15 protein-coding genes are annotated in these 16082 nt (G+C 53.6%); 12 read left to right on the top strand and 3 right to left on the bottom strand.

Annotated elements, in window-relative coordinates; genetic code table 11:
* Positions 1–135: 135 nt before the first annotated feature.
* The 3 genes from RG807_RS10110 to RG807_RS10100 form a co-directional block, all read right to left on the bottom strand.
* The gene (locus tag RG807_RS10110) at positions 136–738 is read right to left on the bottom strand and encodes a Yip1 family protein (protein ID WP_309044811.1); all 603 of its coding nucleotides are present in this window, start codon (positions 736–738) and stop codon (positions 136–138) included.
* A 151-nt stretch (positions 739–889) separates the two neighbouring features.
* A complete protein-coding gene (locus RG807_RS10105; RefSeq protein ID WP_309044810.1) occupies positions 890–2173 on the bottom strand; it encodes an HlyC/CorC family transporter in 1284 nt (427 codons plus the stop codon).
* A gap of 82 nt (positions 2174–2255) precedes the next feature.
* Entirely contained in the window at positions 2256–3062 is an 807-nt protein-coding gene (locus RG807_RS10100) for a cytochrome C assembly family protein (RefSeq protein ID WP_309044809.1), read from the bottom strand.
* Between the two features lie 182 nt (positions 3063–3244).
* Between RG807_RS10100 and ffh the strand changes: the two genes are divergently transcribed.
* From ffh to lysS, 12 genes are all read left to right on the top strand, one after another.
* Positions 3245–4633 carry a signal recognition particle protein gene (gene ffh, locus RG807_RS10095; protein WP_298449889.1) on the top strand — a complete coding sequence of 463 codons (1389 nt, stop codon included), beginning with the start codon at positions 3245–3247 and terminating at the stop codon, positions 4631–4633.
* Between the two features lie 164 nt (positions 4634–4797).
* The gene (gene rpsP / locus RG807_RS10090) at positions 4798–5037 is read left to right on the top strand and encodes a 30S ribosomal protein S16 (protein WP_200361794.1); all 240 of its coding nucleotides are present in this window, start codon (positions 4798–4800) and stop codon (positions 5035–5037) included.
* 27 nt (positions 5038–5064) lie between these two features.
* Entirely contained in the window at positions 5065–5592 is a 528-nt protein-coding gene (rimM, locus tag RG807_RS10085) for a ribosome maturation factor RimM (RefSeq protein WP_309044808.1), read from the top strand.
* Positions 5593–5595: 3 nt separating this feature from the next.
* Positions 5596–6342, top strand: a complete 747-nt coding sequence (gene trmD / locus RG807_RS10080) for a tRNA (guanosine(37)-N1)-methyltransferase TrmD (RefSeq protein ID WP_309044807.1) — start codon at positions 5596–5598, stop codon at positions 6340–6342.
* 37 nt (positions 6343–6379) lie between these two features.
* A complete protein-coding gene (gene rplS, locus RG807_RS10075) occupies positions 6380–6736 on the top strand; it encodes a 50S ribosomal protein L19 (protein WP_298449895.1) in 357 nt (118 codons plus the stop codon).
* A gap of 116 nt (positions 6737–6852) precedes the next feature.
* Positions 6853–7755 carry a site-specific tyrosine recombinase XerD gene (xerD, locus tag RG807_RS10070; RefSeq protein WP_309044806.1) on the top strand — a complete coding sequence of 301 codons (903 nt, stop codon included), beginning with the start codon at positions 6853–6855 and terminating at the stop codon, positions 7753–7755.
* Positions 7756–7901: 146 nt separating this feature from the next.
* Positions 7902–8633: a DsbC family protein gene (locus tag RG807_RS10065; RefSeq protein WP_309044805.1), complete on the top strand. Its 732-nt coding sequence runs from the start codon at positions 7902–7904 to the stop codon at positions 8631–8633.
* Positions 8634–8808: 175 nt separating this feature from the next.
* Positions 8809–10110 (top strand): homoserine dehydrogenase, encoded by a 1302-nt coding sequence (locus RG807_RS10060; protein ID WP_309044804.1) that lies wholly within the window; start codon positions 8809–8811, stop codon positions 10108–10110.
* A gap of 26 nt (positions 10111–10136) precedes the next feature.
* On the top strand, positions 10137–11537 hold the full coding sequence (gene thrC / locus RG807_RS10055) for a threonine synthase (protein WP_309044803.1): 1401 nt from the start codon (positions 10137–10139) through the stop codon (positions 11535–11537).
* Positions 11538–11543: 6 nt separating this feature from the next.
* Positions 11544–13277: a single-stranded-DNA-specific exonuclease RecJ gene (gene recJ, locus RG807_RS10050; protein ID WP_309044802.1), complete on the top strand. Its 1734-nt coding sequence runs from the start codon at positions 11544–11546 to the stop codon at positions 13275–13277.
* Positions 13278–13399: 122 nt separating this feature from the next.
* A protein-coding gene (gene prfB, locus RG807_RS10045) for a peptide chain release factor 2 (RefSeq protein WP_200201913.1) occupies positions 13400–14495 on the top strand; the annotation gives its coding sequence in 2 pieces (ribosomal slippage) (positions 13400–13471 and positions 13473–14495; 1095 coding nt in all).
* 53 nt (positions 14496–14548) lie between these two features.
* On the top strand, positions 14549–16081 hold the full coding sequence (lysS, locus tag RG807_RS10040; RefSeq protein WP_309044801.1) for a lysine--tRNA ligase: 1533 nt from the start codon (positions 14549–14551) through the stop codon (positions 16079–16081).
* Position 16082: the final 1 nt, after the last annotated feature.

Here is a 16082-nt window from a genome sequence, read left to right as displayed (position 1 = left end):
CTAAATTTACCGCATTTTCCGCCTGGTTAACATGAATAAAATCTAACCAGTGCGCTTATCTGCAAAAAAAAGGGTGTCCCAATGGAGCACCCTTGGTTGTTTCATGGACATGTAGATATGGAGTAAGCCTGACCCTCAGCTTACATACACCGGACCAATGCCGACGCTCCAGATTACGACACTGATGGCAAGAAGGGCGACAAACATGACCAGCCCAACCGTCAGCACCGCTGTGGCAAACATGAATCCACGGTCTTCGGGGATTTTCATGAGTATGGGGAGCCCTTCATAAAGAAGGTACACCGCATACGCAATGGCAACGAGTCCTGCCAGCATGTTTACCCAGATATTAGGGTAGGCTGCTATAACGCCGATCAGGAACATAGGGGTGGCGGTGTAAGCCGCCATCGCCACGCCTCTCGGCACTCTATCTACCGCATCGTAAGTTGCTGCAAAGAAATCAATGAATTTTCCGAGAATGAATATGCCTGCCAGCATGGCGGCATAGAACAGTACGGACAGGCTTAGCGCGCTGTTTACGGACAGGCGTGTAACCTGTCCGTCACCAATCTGCCAGCCTACCTGGGTGGTTCCAAAGAACCCGGCCAAGGCGGGAATAAGAGCGAGAAGTAGTACGTGCCCTAGATAAAGTTGGGAAATGGACTCGGAATCGTTCCGAATGGCTTTCCATTGCTGATCGGGGTGGGTCAGAAGACCAAAAGTGTTCGACAAGCTCATGGATAAACTCCTTAGCATTATTATTGTTCGGTGTTCCTAATGAGTGTTGGCGGTAGATTGATATGCGTCAAGGGGCTGGTTACATTTTGATCTTTCAAGAAAGGGCACCGCTATAACTGGAACGTCTATAGCGAAGTGAGGGCAAGCTGGGTTAAACGATGGAAAGTGCGCGTTTTTTGCGCTTCTTGGGGTGTACAATAGCGGCCTTCACAACGTTGTCCTTGATCTGGAGGACCTCTACCCGGTGGCCGTCGACCTTTAGGCAAACGTTGGTGTCCGGGATGTTTTCAAGGGTTTCGGTGATCAGGCCGTTGAGGGTTTTCGGGCCGTCGGTGGGTAGTTTCCAGCCCAGGGATTTGTTGATTGTGCGCACGGATGCGGTGCCGTCAATAATAAACGTGCCATCTTCCTGGGGGATGATGTCCGGGCTAGCTGCAGCGTAATCCGTTGTGAATTCGCCAACGATCTCTTCCAGAATGTCCTCAAGGGTAGCGAGTCCAAGTACATCACCATACTCATCGACCACAATGCCAAACCGGCGCTTTCCTTTCTGGAAGTTGATGAGCTGTGTATTCAGAGGTGTGCTTTCGGGAACGAAGTAGGGCTCTTGGCAAAGCTGCATGATCATGGGTTTGCTGATCTCGTCTTGCTGGAGCAGTTTCGTTGCGCTGCGCAGGTGCAGGATGCCCTGAATGTTATTAATGTCGCCTTTGAACACCGGCAGGCGAGTGTGCTGGCTATTTCTTAACTGGCGCAAAATGGTGTCGGTGTCATCATCCAGATCGATGCCGGAAACTTCGTTGCGGGGCACCATGATGTCGTTCACAGTGACCTTTTCGAGATCAAGGATGCTGACCAGCATATCCTTGTGTTTGGTTGGAATGAGGGCGCCAGCTTCGTTTACCAGGGTCCTGAGTTCTTCGCGACTCAGGTGATCGCTGGCGGAGTCGCTGGGAGAGATTCCGAGGATCCAGAGTATCGCACCGGTAAACAGGTTTACTGCCCATACGATCGGATAAAGTACTTTCAGTAGAGGCCCGAGAATATAGCTCGCGGGGAAGGCTATTTTTTCCGGAAAAAGGGAGGCCAGAGTCTTTGGGGTGACCTCGGCAAAAATCAGGATGACGATGGTCAGTAGTAGCGTGGCGATGGCGATGCCGGCATCGCCCCAGATGCGTATGGCTATAACTGTGGCTATAGACGACGCCAGAATGTTGACGAAATTATTGCCTATCAGAATGATGCCGATAAGCTGGTCTGTGCGCTTCAACAATCCTTGTGCCCGTTTAGCGCCTTTGTGGCCGGTTTTGGCCATATGTTTGAGGCGATACCGGTTAAGAGACATCATTCCGGTTTCAGAGCTGGAAAAGAATGCCGACAGCATGATCAGCCCGACGAGAATAATCGACAGCGCAGTAAGCGATGTACCGTCCAAACCAGAGGTGTCCTTATATTGCTGACAAGTAGCGAAAATAGGTTGTGATTGTGCTCGGTGTCAAGAGGTTGTGGCGCAGATGTCAGCCGCCCCTCTGGAATACCAGCTCAAGGGCGAATTTGCTGCCGTAAAAGGCCACCATAAGGAGGGCGCAACCGGCCAGTGTCCAGCGACTTGCTGTCATTCCGCGCCAGCCTTTGGTATAGCGGCCCACGAGCAGAGCTATAAAGACCAGCAATGAAAGTATGGAGAATAGAGTTTTATGGGCCAGGTTTTGGGCAAAAAGATTTTCTATGAATACGGCCCCGGTGACGATGGCCAGGGTTAGCATGACAACGCCTGCCCAGACCATTTCGAAAAGTAGCGATTCCATGGTTTGGAGGGGGGGCAAATTACGGATCAGCGGGCTGTTATAGTTTTGTTTGAGCTGCCGGTTCTGAAAGTAAAGTAAGATTGCTTGTATAGCCGCGAGAGAAAACAGGCTGTAGGCTGTGACGGACAGTGCGATGTGAGACAGTACGCCGTAGCTTTCATCAGATACCAGTCGTGACGGCGTATGCGTAATCAGGGTCATTATGATGGTGAGTGCTGCCAGTGGGTAAACGCCGAGAAACAGGCTTTGAACAGGCTTTCTCAGATTCAGGCCCAGCAGTAAAAATACGATTAGCCAAGAGATCAGCACCGAGCTTTTAAAGAAACCCAGGTCGACACCGCCATCATGGTAGAGGGTCTGCGAGATCAAAAGCCCGTGAGACGTTAGCGCCAGCATGCCGATAAGGGTGGTTATCGCTATGTTGCTTTGCACGCGACCACGGAAGTGGAGCGCCTGCAAAGCGGTGCCGACGCTGTACAGAAAAAGAGAGGTGACCGCGAGAATCAGCGTTCCCATAACTTCCTTTATTAACCGCTGTGCTGGCTGGGGATCAACAGATGTGTCTGTCGATTTGACCGGGTTGGTCGTTTCAGAGCGATAGTCTGGTTATAATGTCGCGATTATGCAACAGGAATCAAGGAGCCGAAGCTGGCTCTGAGGTTTGTGCACTCAATTTATCCGGGGAACGGAAGAGCAACATGTTTGAGAACCTCCAAGACCGACTTTCCGGTAGCCTGCGCAAGATTTCCGGTCAGGCGCGGCTCACCGAAGACAATATAAAGGACACTCTCCGGGAAGTGCGTATGGCACTGCTGGAGGCAGACGTCGCCCTGCCGGTGGTGAAGGACTTTGTTGAGGGTGTCCGTCAGCGCGCTATCGGGCAGGAAGTTCAGCGCAGCCTTTCCCCGGGCCAGGTCTTCATCAAGGTTGTTCAGCAGGAGCTGGAGCGAGTTATGGGCGAGGGGAATGAAACCCTCAATCTTGCCGTTCAGCCTCCCGCCGTGATCATGATGGCTGGCCTTCAGGGTGCTGGTAAAACCACCACAGTTGCCAAGTTGTCGCGTTTCCTTAAAGAGCGCCACAAAAAGACCGTCATGGTGGTGAGTGCTGACGTCTACCGGCCGGCTGCGATCAAGCAGTTGGAGACGTTAGCGGGTGAAGTGGGTGTTGAGTTTTTCCCCAGTACCGCCGATCAAGACCCCGTTGCCATTGCGGAAGGTGCGGTAGCAGCTGCCCGCAAGAAGCATATCGATGTGGTTATTCTCGACACTGCGGGCCGCCTGCACGTTGATGAGCAGATGATGGGCGAGATTGGCCGGCTACATAAGTCTGTTAAGCCGGTAGAGACCCTTTTCGTGGTTGACGCCATGACGGGGCAGGATGCCGCTAATACGGCCAAGGCGTTTAACGATGCCTTGCCATTGACTGGTGTGGTGCTAACCAAAACCGACGGCGACGCTCGCGGTGGTGCGGCGCTTTCGGTCAGGCATATTACGGGCAAACCAATCAAGTTTCTGGGTGTTGGTGAAAAGTCGGATGCCCTGGAACCGTTCTATCCGGATCGGGTCGCCTCCCGGATTTTGGGTATGGGCGATGTGCTCTCTCTTATAGAGGAAGCCGAGCGCAAGCTCGATCAGAAGAAAGCAGAGAAGCTCACCAAAAAGATCAAGAAAGGCAAAAGTTTTGATCTGGAAGATTTCCGCGACCAGCTGCAGCAAATGAAGAATATGGGTGGTATCGGTGGCTTGATGGATAAGTTGCCGGGCATGGGGCAGATGGCTCAAGCGGCGCAACAACAGGTTAACGATAAGTCGATGGGGCAGTTGGAAGCGATCATTTGTTCGATGACTCCGAAAGAGCGTCGCTACCCGGACGTAATCAACAACTCCCGCAAGCGTCGCATTGCCGCCGGCTCGGGAACGCAGATACAGGATGTGAATCGTTTGCTTAAGCAGCACAAGCAGATGCAAAAAATGATGAAAAAGTTTAGCAAAAAGGGCGGGATGGCGAATATGATGCGCGGTCTTGGTGGTATGATGCCGCCGGGCGGTGGCGGCGGTGGAATGCCTCCGTTTGGTCGTATGTAAAAAGCCTTACATCGAAAACATGCAAACAGTCAGTTTGCCTGTTTTCTTTGGCGCTTATTTAGCATAGAATAGCGCCCCTTTCGAGTATGGGTCTCCGCGTCAGCCACTCTAGTGGTCGACGTGAAACGTACAAAGTTCGTATAACAGAACAGGATATTGGTTAAATGGTAACAATCCGTTTGGCTCGCGGCGGCTCCAAGAAGCGCCCGTTCTATCATCTGACAGTCACTGACAGCCGTAATTCACGTGACGGCGCTTTCATTGAACGCGTTGGTTTTTTCAACCCGATCGCCCGCGGTCAGGAAGAGCGTCTGCGTGTTGATCGCGACCGTGTAAACTACTGGGTTGGCCAGGGTGCACAGACCAGCGATCGCGTTGCGCAGCTGCTTAAGACTGCTGAGTAAGCTTTTACTGACTGCCGAGGTTGTTGTATGACGCAGAATTCGCAGGAAACTGTGATCGGTCGGATTACCTCGGTATTTGGGGTTAAAGGGTGGCTCAAGGTTTATTCCTTCACCGACCCCATTGACGGAATACTTGGCTATACCAACTGGGTTCTTGATCTGGACGGTAAGCGCATTCCGGCAAAGCTTGAAGAGGGTCGCCGGCAAGGCAAGGCGATTGTTGTCAGGCTTAAAGGTATTAATGACCGTGATCTGGCGCGCACATACTGTGGTGCCGAGGTTAAAGTTCCCACTGCTGAGTTGCCTGAGCTTCCCGAAGGGGATTTTTATTGGCGCCAGCTGCAGGGGCTTGACGTGTTTACGGTTGAGGGTGAATGCCTCGGACGAGTGGATCATCTCATAGAAACCGGCTCCAATGATGTTCTGGTGGTGCATGCAACTGCGGGCTCCATCGATCAGCGCGAGCGCCTGATTCCTTACCTTCCTGGCCAAGTGGTCCGAGAAGTTAATCTGGCAGAGCACAAGCTGATCGCAGACTGGGATCCGGAGTTCTGACGGGTGTGGATTGGCGCAGTCAGTCTGTTTCCTGAGATGTTCCAGGCGGTAACGGATTACGGGATAACGAGCAGGGCAGTACGCGATGGTCTTTTGACCTTCGAGAGCTGGAACCCTCGCGACTTTACCCAGGATCGACACCGCACCGTTGATGACCGTCCCTACGGTGGTGGCCCCGGTATGCTGATGAAAATTCAGCCGCTAAGGGATGCCATTCACGCAGCGCGGAAATCGGCGCCAGGCAAAGCCTGTGTGGTTTATCTTTCACCTCAGGGTGAAACGCTGAGCCAAGCTGTTGTTGAGTCACTTGCTGCAGAAGAACGTTTGATTCTGGTAGCAGGGCGTTATGAAGGTGTTGATGAACGCCTGATAGCAACAGAAGTCGACCGGGAAATATCACTGGGCGATTTTGTACTGTCTGGTGGTGAACTGGCAGCGATGACTGTTATTGATGCGGTTACACGCCTCATCCCCGGAGCGCTGGGTCATGCGCAGTCGGCAGAGCAGGATTCTTTTGCTGACGGTTTGCTGGATTGTCCGCACTACACCCGGCCCGAAGTTTACGAAGGTCAGGCGGTGCCGGATATTTTGTTGGGCGGTCACCATGATCAGATCCGGCGTTGGCGGCTTAAACAGTCGCTGAGGCGAACCCGGGAACGACGCCCCGATCTGCTTGAAAAGCGGGTGCTTACGGATGAAGAGCGTGAGTTGCTGGGTGAGATTTTAAACGAACCGTGTGCCTCTGAATAATCAGGGCATTAAAAGATTGGGTATCAGGAGCATTACGATGAGCGGCAAGAACAACATCATCAATCAACTTGAAACAGAGCAGATGACCAAGGAAGTCCCCGCGTTTGCGCCGGGTGATACCGTGGTTGTTCAGGTTCGTGTAACTGAAGGCAACCGTGAGCGTCTGCAGGCGTTCGAAGGCGTTGTTATCGGTAAGCGTAACCGTGGCATGAACTCGGCATTCACCGTACGGAAGATTTCCTACGGCGTAGGCGTTGAGCGTACTTTCCAGACCTTCTCCAAGCTGGTCGACAGCGTTGCTGTGAAGCGTCGCGGTGAAGTGCGTCAGGCCAAGCTTTACTACCTGCGCGAGCTCTCGGGCAAGGCAGCACGTATCAAAGAAAAGCTGGGCTGATCAGCTATTTGCTGAGCAACCTTGCAGTGAAAAAGGCAGCCTGACGGCTGCCTTTTTCGTTTCTGGCGAGTCAGAATGCCTTCTTGTGCATGGCGAGGCTGTTAGAGGGTTAGGGTGTGAGAGCCGAAGATGAAACAATAGTTGTCCAGTTTGTTGATGCAGTCTGGCTTGAAGACGGGTTGGGAGAGCAAACCCGCCAAGCTTACCGCAACGATTTGCAGCGCCTGGCTGCATGGCTGGAAGCTCAGCCGGGGCAGCTATTGCTAACGGAGGTGCGGCGAACAGATTTGCTTGCCTGGATGGCCAATGGATTCGCTCAGGGGCTGAAAACGTCTACTGCGGCTCGTCGTCTTTCGGGTATTCGTCGGTTTTATCGCTATCTCCTTCGCGAGCGGCTGATTTCTGAAGATCCTACCTTACGCATCGATAGCCCCCGCCTGCCCCGTCGCCTACCGGACTCGTTAACAGAAGGTGAAGTGGATGCACTTTTGGCTGAGCCGGATCCGGGTTTGCCCATTGAGCAGCGAGACAAGGCTATGCTGGAAATTCTGTATGGCTGTGGCTTACGTGTATCTGAGCTCACCAGTTTGCGTGTGGATCAGGTAAATCTGCGGCAAGGGGTTGTTCGTGTGACCGGCAAAGGCGACAAAGAACGCCTGGTTCCGCTGGGCGAGGAGGCCATAGACTGGCTTGTCCTGTATATGAAAGAAGGTCGCCCGGAGCTTCTGAAAGGGCGTGCCAGTGATGCGCTTTTTCCAGGAAACCGCGCTGCGCCCATGACGCGCCAGACGTTTTGGCACAGAGTTCGCCATTACGCCACGCGCACAGGCATTCGCAAGCACCTGTCGCCCCATACGCTCCGTCATGCCTTTGCAACACATCTGCTTAATCATGGAGCGGATTTGCGTGTGGTTCAGATGCTGCTGGGCCACTCTGATCTTTCCACGACCCAGATCTACACTCACGTCGCGCGCCAGCGTTTACAATCCTTGCATAAGACCCATCATCCTCGTGGCTGACATTGTGATTTTTAGGTAAGGTGGCGTTTTGAACTTTATTGGCAAGCCGGTGTCGCACGGTTTTGATTAAAAGAACTTTTTCATGGCTTGTGAGCTCAGTTTCGCAAGCATCATAAGTACCCTGCTATATAGGTGTGTTTTCCAGAATGAATGTAAAACAATGGTTTATGTTGGTGTCAATGACGGTTGGGGTTCTGGGATCACCCTTCAGTGTGGCAGGTGATGTTGAAGACAAAATTAGCGAGCGCCTATCCAGTGCGGTACCCGGGCTGGAAATATTGTCGATTCGCGAATCCGAAGCCAAGGGGCTTTATGAGATTCAGGCTGCTAGCGGTGAGACCGTTTATACAACCCAGGATGGTCAGTATCTGCTCACCGGTGATCTGTTGAAGGTTACGAGCACGGGCATCGCCAATGTTACGACAGAGGCCAAGGCAGCTGCTCGGCACAAGGCATTAACAGGCTTCGGGAAGAGCGGTGTTATCAGCTACAAGGCTGACGATGAGCGGGCGGTGGTTAGCGTATTTACCGACATTGATTGCCCCTATTGCCGTAAGCTCCATGGCGAGGTGCCAAAGCTCAACGACTACGGCATTACCGTCAATTATTACGCTTTCCCACGGTCCCAGCCGGGTTCCCCATCTTTTGTAAAATACGTTTCAGTTTGGTGTGCCGAGGATCAGCAGTCCGCAATGAATGCTGCCAAGGCTGGTAAAACCGTTCCTGCGGCTACCTGTGATAATCCCGTGCTGAAGCAGTATGAGCTTGGGCAGCGTGTTGGTGTGACAGGCACTCCGGCCATTGTTCTGGAGGACGGCAATATCGTGCCTGGCTACGTGCCGGCCAATAAGCTTGCCGAGGGGTTGGGGCTGCTTTAATCCATTACAGGTCGCGGCTTCCTTCGGGTGGGCGTCGTTATGTGACAGGCTTTTGGTTCAGGGCTTATTCAGCAGGTCCCGAACCGGTATACTATGCGGCACTTTCAGTGTCGCAGAATCAATATGCTGCACTATTACAATACATCAGGACCCCTTCGGGATCAGAGGTGAGAGCTTGAAAGACGTCAGTGTCGGAATCTGCGGACTGGGAACCGTTGGCGGCGGTACATTCAATGTATTGACTCGCAACGCCGCACTTATTGCGGGCCGTGCGGGCTGCAATATCCGGATTACCCGGGTAGCCAGTCGGCGCAACCGTGATGATATAGATCTTGGTGGCGTTGCCTTCAGTACCGAGATCTTTGACGTGGTGAATGATCCCGCGGTTGATGTGGTGGTTGAGCTTATCGGCGGGTACGACACGGCGCGTGAGCTTGTAATGACAGCCATCGCTAATGGCAAACATGTAGTCACTGCCAACAAAGCTCTGATTGCAGTACATGGAAATGAGATATTTGCTGCAGCGGAAAAGGCCGGCGTTGTCGTTGCCTACGAAGCCGGTGTCGCCGGTGGTATTCCCGTAATGAAGGCCATTCGCGAAGGTTTGGCAGGGAACCGTATCGACTGGATCGCGGGCATCATCAATGGCACGGGCAACTATATTCTTACCGAAATGCGTGCTGGCCGCGCGTTTGCTGATGTGCTCAAAGAGGCGCAGGATCTGGGTTATGCAGAAGCCGACCCCACGTTTGATGTGGAAGGTATTGATGCGGCCCATAAATTGACCATTCTGGCTTCTGCCGGCTTTGGTGTTCCGCTTCAGTTCGAAAAAGCCTTCACCGAAGGCATTTCTTCGATCACACCTTACGATATCGCTCACGCCGAGCAGCTTGGCTATCGCATCAAGCATCTGGGCATTGCTCGTCGCCGGGATGACGGCATTGAGCTTCGCGTGCATCCGACACTGGTTCCTCAAAGTCACCTGATTGCTCAGGTAGATGGTGTGCTGAACGCCGTTCTTGTGGAAGGTGATGCAGTGGGTCAGACCATGTATTACGGGCCAGGCGCCGGTGACGAAGCAACGGCTTCCGCTGTAATTGCCGATATTGTCGATGTTGCCCGTATTGTGGCGAGCGGAAGTTCGCTGCGAGTGCCGCATCTCGGGTTTGCTCCGGAAGCTCTGGAAAATCTCGACGTACTGTCGATGGAAGACATCCAGTCAGCTTATTACCTGCGCATAACCGCTCTTGATCGCCCGGGTGTTCTGGCCAAAATCGCCTCGATTCTGAGCGAGCATGGCATCAACATCGAGTCGATCATGCAGAAAGAGTCTGAGGTACAGGATGGCCGCATACCGGTCATTATCCTGACTCACACAGTGCAGGAACGACAGGTAAACCGTGCTATCGAAGAGCTGGAGGCCCTGGCTGATACAGATGGTCCGGTTGTGCGTATTCGCGCCGAAAATTTTAACTGAGAACACCCTAACTAACAGGTACTCACGTGAGATACATCAGTACGCGGGGAGAAGCACCCGCACTGGGCTTTGAAGACGTTCTATTAACAGGGCTGGCTCCCGATGGTGGGCTTTATGTGCCCGAGGCGCTCCCACACTTCAGCCTGGAAGAAATTCGCTGTTGGCGTGGACTTCCTTACACCCAGCTCGCATTCAATATCATGTACCCGTTTGTGGAAGAAGCCATCCCCGAGGCTGAATTCCGGCGGATGCTGGATGAGACATACGCAGCGTTTGCCCATAAGGCGGTCGCCCCATTGGTTCAGCTTGATGCCAATGAGTGGGTGATGGAGCTGTTCCGCGGACCAACCTTGGCATTCAAGGATTTCGCACTTCAATTGCTGGGCCGCTTGCTGGACTACGTACTGGAAAAACGTCAGGAGCACGCTGTAATTATGGGCGCGACTTCTGGCGATACGGGGTCTGCCGCTATTGAAGGCTGCCGCCACTGCGAGCACGTGGATATCTTCATCCTGCACCCATACCAGCGTGTGTCGGAAGTGCAGCGCCGTCAGATGACAACGGTCCTGGGGGACAACGTTCACAATATTGCCATCAAGGGCAATTTTGATGACTGTCAGCGCATGGTGAAAGAGAGCTTCGGCGACCAGTCTTTCCTTGGTGGCAAGGCCAGGTTGGCCGCGGTTAACTCTATCAACTGGGCCCGGATCATGGCTCAGATTGTTTATTACTTCCATGCATCCCTGGCCCTTGGTGGCCCGGATCGCAGCATGGCGTTTTCTGTACCTACCGGGAACTTCGGCGATATCTTCGCGGGCTATCTTGCCAAGAAAATGGGCTTGCCGATTTCGCAGCTGGTTATTGCTACCAACCGGAACGACATTCTTCATCGCTTCATGAGTGGCAATAAATACGAGCAGCATCAGCTTGAGCATACGCTGTCGCCAAGCATGGACATTATGGTTTCGAGCAACTTTGAGCGCTTGCTGTTTGATCTCCATGGTCGCGATGGGCTGGCTGTGAAAGAATTGCTGGAAAACGCAGCCAAAGGTCCGGTCAGCATTGAAGATTACCGCTGGAAGCAGGCTCGCAAGCTGTTCGATAGCGCCGCGGTTGATGATAAGGCTACGTGCGCCACCATTCGTGAAGTGTACGAACAGAATGAATACCTTCTGGACCCACACACCGCCATTGGCGTACGCGCAGCCAGAACCTGTCGCCGGGATGTTGAGATACCAATGATTACCCTTGGTACTGCCCACCCGGCCAAGTTCCCGGATGCCATTACTGAATCCGGTCTTACGGTTAAGCCTGAACTGCCTGCCCATATGGCCGATCTGTTTGAGCGGGAAGAGCGCTACACAGTGCTTGATAATGACCGCGCCGGCGTGCAGGATTTCATAGCTAAACACTGGAAGAATGCCTGATACGGTATGACACCAAAAAAGATCCTGCGTCGCCCCCAGCCGGACAATACTCCAGGCTGGGGGCAAGATCTCCCTCCCATACTCCGCCGTTTGTACTCTGCGCGGGGTGTAACCTCCGATGCACAGCTAAGCTATACCCTTAAACATCTGGCCTCGCCATTTGAGTTACGCGGTATTGATCGAGCGGTAGAACTGCTGGCAGACGCCATCGCGCAGAATCAGCGAGTACTGGTACTCGGGGATTTTGATGCCGATGGAGCTACCAGCACCGCTGTCGCGATGCTTGGTCTCTCCATGCTCGGGCTGAAAAGTATAGATTTTCGGGTGCCAAGCCGCTTTGCAGATGGCTACGGTTTGACTCCGGGAATCATTGAACGCCTGCAAGATGAGGGCGAGTTGCCCGATCTTTTGGTGACGGTAGACAACGGTATTTCTGCGATCGAAGGGGTAAGCGCAGCGAAGAAACTGGGCATTAAGGTGGTGGTTACGGACCATCACCTTGCGGGTGAAAGGCTGCCGGATGCCGACGCCATCGTGAATCCCAATCAGCCCGGCTGTGCCTTCCTGAGCAAAAATGCCGCCGGTGTAGGTGTGATGTTTTATGTGCTCACGGCTCTGCGCAAAAAGCTGAGAGACGCTGGCCGGCTGCCGCAGCCAGAGCCCAATCTGGGCAACCTTCTGGATTTGGTGGCCTTGGGTACAGTGGCTGATGTTGTACCGCTGGATCACAACAATCGTATCTTTGTCGAGCAGGGTCTGCGCCGCATCCGACAGGGCGAAGCTCGTCCGGGAATACTCGCGTTGCTGGAAGTGGCTGGCCGCGAACACGGTAACATCAGCTCAACCGATTTGGGCTTCGTGGTTGGCCCGCGCCTCAATGCCGCAGGCCGGCTGGATGATATGAGCGTTGGCATAGCCTGTCTGTTGGCTGGCAGCCCGGATGAAGCGCGGCGCCTTGCCCGTGAACTGGATACGTTCAACCGTGAGCGGCGCACCATTGAAAAAGACATGAAAACCCAGGCTCAGGATTTGCTGGCCTCCATGTCGCTGGATCTGGAAGGGTTACCCTGGGGTTTAGCGTTGTTTGATAAGGATTGGCACCAGGGCGTAATCGGGATTCTTGCGGCCCGAATCCGTGAGCAGACCCATCGGCCTACCATAGCTTTTGCCCCAGACGAAAACGGCGTGGATATAAAGGGCTCCGCCCGTTCAATTCCGGGCTTGCATATCCGTGATGTTCTGGCGGTTGTGGATGCCCGTCATCCTGGTGTGATGCACAAATACGGTGGCCACGCTATGGCGGCTGGTATGACACTGGCACAGAGCGATCTTGATACTTTCTCCGATGCTTTTGATCAGGCTGTGCGGGATACTTTGACTGCAGAAGACCTTGAGGCAGCCATCACTACTGATGGGCCATTGAGTGCTGATGAGTTGTCGCTGGAAACTGCAGCCTTGTTGAAGCGCGCCGGCCCTTGGGGGCAGCATTTCCCGGAGCCGCTTTTTGATGGCGAGTTCCGGGTGGTAAGCCAGCGTATTGTTGGCGAAAATCATTTGAAGTTGGTTTTGCAGCCGGTGGATGGTAGCGGCATCATTGACGGTATTGCGTTTAATACCGGGCCGGAGGTGCCTGATTACACGCGCACCGGGGCTCGGGTGGTTTATAAGCCAGATTCGAATACGTTTCGTGGGCGGACTAATTTGCAGCTTTTGGTGGATTATCTGGAGCCGCTTTCTTAGCTTTGCCTGCCTGCTTGCACCCATGCCGAAGTTCGGTTTCCCACGGCTGATTTACAGCTGGAATTCCGGTAGAATCCCGCGTCTGTTTTACGCATCATTTTCCAACATTGAGTATTGGTCTTATGGAAGTTAATCCCATTGTGACGAAGATTAAAGAGCTTCGTGAGCGTACTGAGACGCTCAGGGGGTATCTTTGACTACGATCAGCGTAGTGAGCGGCTGGTCGAAGTAGAACGTGAATTGGAAATGCCCACCGTGTGGGATGATCCTGAGCGCGCCCAAGCGTTGGGCAAGGAGCGTTCTGATCTTGATTTGATTGTTAGCACCATCGATAACCTCACATCCGGCCTTTCTGATGCAGAAGGCCTGCTGGAAATGGCTGTTGAGGAAGATGATGCCGACACGGTTGATGAGATTGTGTCGGATCTTGAAGCTCTGGAAGCCGAGCTTGAAAAGCTTGAATTCCGCCGGATGTTTTCCGGTGAGATGGACCCCAACAACGCCTATCTGGAAATTCAGGCAGGGTCGGGCGGAACTGAGGCTCAGGACTGGGCTAATATGCTTCTGCGCATGTACCTGCGCTGGGCCGAGAGCCGGGGTTTCAAGACTGAGATTGTAGAGCTTCAGGAAGGTGAAGTGGCAGGCGTGAAAAGTGCCACCGTTCACATTCAGGGCGAGTATGCGTTCGGCTGGGCGCGCACGGAGACCGGTGTTCATCGTCTGGTTCGCAAGTCGCCTTTTGACTCAGGTAACCGTCGTCATACGTCTTTCTCGTCGGTGGTTGTTACTCCGGAAGTGGATGACAGTTTCGAGATTGAGATCAACCCGGCAGATTTGCGGGTGGATGTTTACCGTGCCTCTGGTGCGGGTGGTCAGCACGTTAACCGAACAGAATCTGCGGTACGTTTGACCCACAACCCGACCGGCATTGTTGTTGCCTGTCAGGCCGGCCGAAGCCAGCATCAGAACAAAGATCAGGCGATGAAGCAGCTGAAGGCCAAGCTGTATGAGCATGAGATGCAGGCACGCAACGCCGAGAAACAGAAAGCAGAAGACGCAAAGTCCGATATTGGATGGGGCAGTCAGATTCGCTCCTACGTGCTGGACGATGGTCGTATTAAGGATTTGCGTACCAAAATTGAAACCAGCAACACTCAATCGGTGTTGGATGGTGATATTGATAAGTTCATTGAAGCCAGCCTGAAGATGGCGCTGTAATCAGCGCCATTGCCAAGCCAACTCCGGACACCCCTGATTTTTAGTGAGCCAACATGACTGAACACGCCAAGAATGCCCCCCAAGAGGACAACAAGCTGATTGCCGAGCGTCGCGCCAAGCTGGCCGAGCTTCGTGAAAATGGCAATCCGTTCCCTAACGACTTCCGTCGTGACGCCACCGCCGCCGAGCTGCAGGCAAAATACGGCGATCATGGTAAGGAAGAGCTTGAGACTCTAGGTATACAGGTGGCTATTGCAGGCCGCATGATGCTGGATCGCAAGGCATTCAAGGTGGTTCAGGACATGACGGGCCGCATTCAGATTTATGCCACCAAAGATGTGCAAAAAGATACCAAGCACTGGGATCTGGGAGACATTGTTGGTGTGCGCGGTACCTTGTGCAAATCAGGTAAAGGCGATCTCTATGTGGCTATGGATGAGTATGTGTTGCTCACCAAGTCTCTGCGACCGTTGCCCGAGAAGCATAAAGGCCTGACCGATACTGAATCACGCTACCGCCACCGTTATGTGGATTTGATGGTTAACGAAGACAGCCGTCGGGTGTTCCTTGCGCGCTCGAAAATCATCACCTCCATGCGCCAGTTTTTCGCAGATCGGGATTTCATCGAGGTGGAAACGCCCATGCTGCAGGTGATTCCAGGTGGCGCCACTGCGCGGCCGTTCGTTACCCATCACAACGCACTGGGTATGGATATGTACCTGCGCATTGCTCCGGAACTGTACCTCAAGCGGCTGGTTGTGGGTGGCTTTGAGCGGGTGTTCGAGATTAACCGGAACTTTCGGAACGAAGGTCTTTCAACCCGCCATAACCCCGAATTTACCATGGTCGAGTTCTATCAGGCCTATGCCGATTACAACGACCTGATGGACCTTACCGAGGACATGCTGCGCACCATCGCGCAGAATGTTCTGGGCAGCACCACTGTAGTGAACACACGTATGCTGGCCGACGGCACTGAAGAGCGCATCGAATACGACTTCGGCAAGTCCTTCGAGCGCTTGACCGTTGTGGATGCCATCCTGCGTTACGCTCCGGATGTAACCGCCGAGCAGTTGGCGGATGAGGCGTCTGCGCGTCAGGTAGCAAAAGACCTGGGCATTCATGTGAAATCCGGTTGGGGCTTGGGCAGGGTTCAAATCGAAATTTTCGAAGCAACGGCAGAACACCGCCTGATGCAGCCAACGTTTATTACTGAATACCCGAAAGAAGTGTCACCGCTGGCGCGCAGCAAGGACAGCAACCCGTTTGTGACCGAACGTTTTGAGTTCTTTGTGGGTGGCCGTGAAATTGCCAACGGCTTCTCCGAGCTTAACGACGCGGAAGATCAAGCCGAGCGCTTCCGGGCGCAGGTTGCCGAGAAAGATGCCGGCGACGACGAAGCCATGTTCTACGACGAAGACTACGTGATGGCACTGGAATACGGCTTGCCGCCGACGGCGGGTGAGGGCATCGGCATTGACCGGCTGGCCATGCTGCTGACCAACTCGCCGTCCATTCGCGACGTAATCCTGTTCCCGGCCATGCGCCCTGAGCACAAAGCTGAGAGTTCAAAAGACGAGGAATAAC

It is taken from the genome of Marinobacter sediminicola (assembly GCF_031157525.1).
GTDB lineage: Bacteria > Pseudomonadota > Gammaproteobacteria > Pseudomonadales > Oleiphilaceae > Marinobacter > Marinobacter sediminicola.
The sequence above is the reverse complement of the archived record's forward strand: the minus strand, read 5'-3'. Positions and strand labels throughout refer to the sequence as shown.

What these genes read in the sequence shown, in the direction of transcription:
- ffh (WP_298449889.1), top strand. Translation starts at nt 3,245, where the DNA reads ATGTTTGAGAACCTCCAAGACCGACTTTCCGGTAGCCTGCGCAAGATT.
- rimM (WP_309044808.1), top strand. Translation starts at nt 5,065, where the DNA reads ATGACGCAGAATTCGCAGGAAACTGTGATCGGTCGGATTACCTCGGTA.
- recJ (WP_309044802.1), top strand. Translation starts at nt 11,544, where the DNA reads ATGACACCAAAAAAGATCCTGCGTCGCCCCCAGCCGGACAATACTCCA.
- rpsP (WP_200361794.1), top strand. Translation starts at nt 4,798, where the DNA reads ATGGTAACAATCCGTTTGGCTCGCGGCGGCTCCAAGAAGCGCCCGTTC.
- RG807_RS10110 (WP_309044811.1), bottom strand. Translation starts at nt 738, where the DNA reads ATGAGCTTGTCGAACACTTTTGGTCTTCTGACCCACCCCGATCAGCAA.
- lysS (WP_309044801.1), top strand. Translation starts at nt 14,549, where the DNA reads ATGACTGAACACGCCAAGAATGCCCCCCAAGAGGACAACAAGCTGATT.
- RG807_RS10100 (WP_309044809.1), bottom strand. Translation starts at nt 3,062, where the DNA reads ATGGGAACGCTGATTCTCGCGGTCACCTCTCTTTTTCTGTACAGCGTC.
- RG807_RS10065 (WP_309044805.1), top strand. Translation starts at nt 7,902, where the DNA reads ATGAATGTAAAACAATGGTTTATGTTGGTGTCAATGACGGTTGGGGTT.
- rplS (WP_298449895.1), top strand. Translation starts at nt 6,380, where the DNA reads ATGAGCGGCAAGAACAACATCATCAATCAACTTGAAACAGAGCAGATG.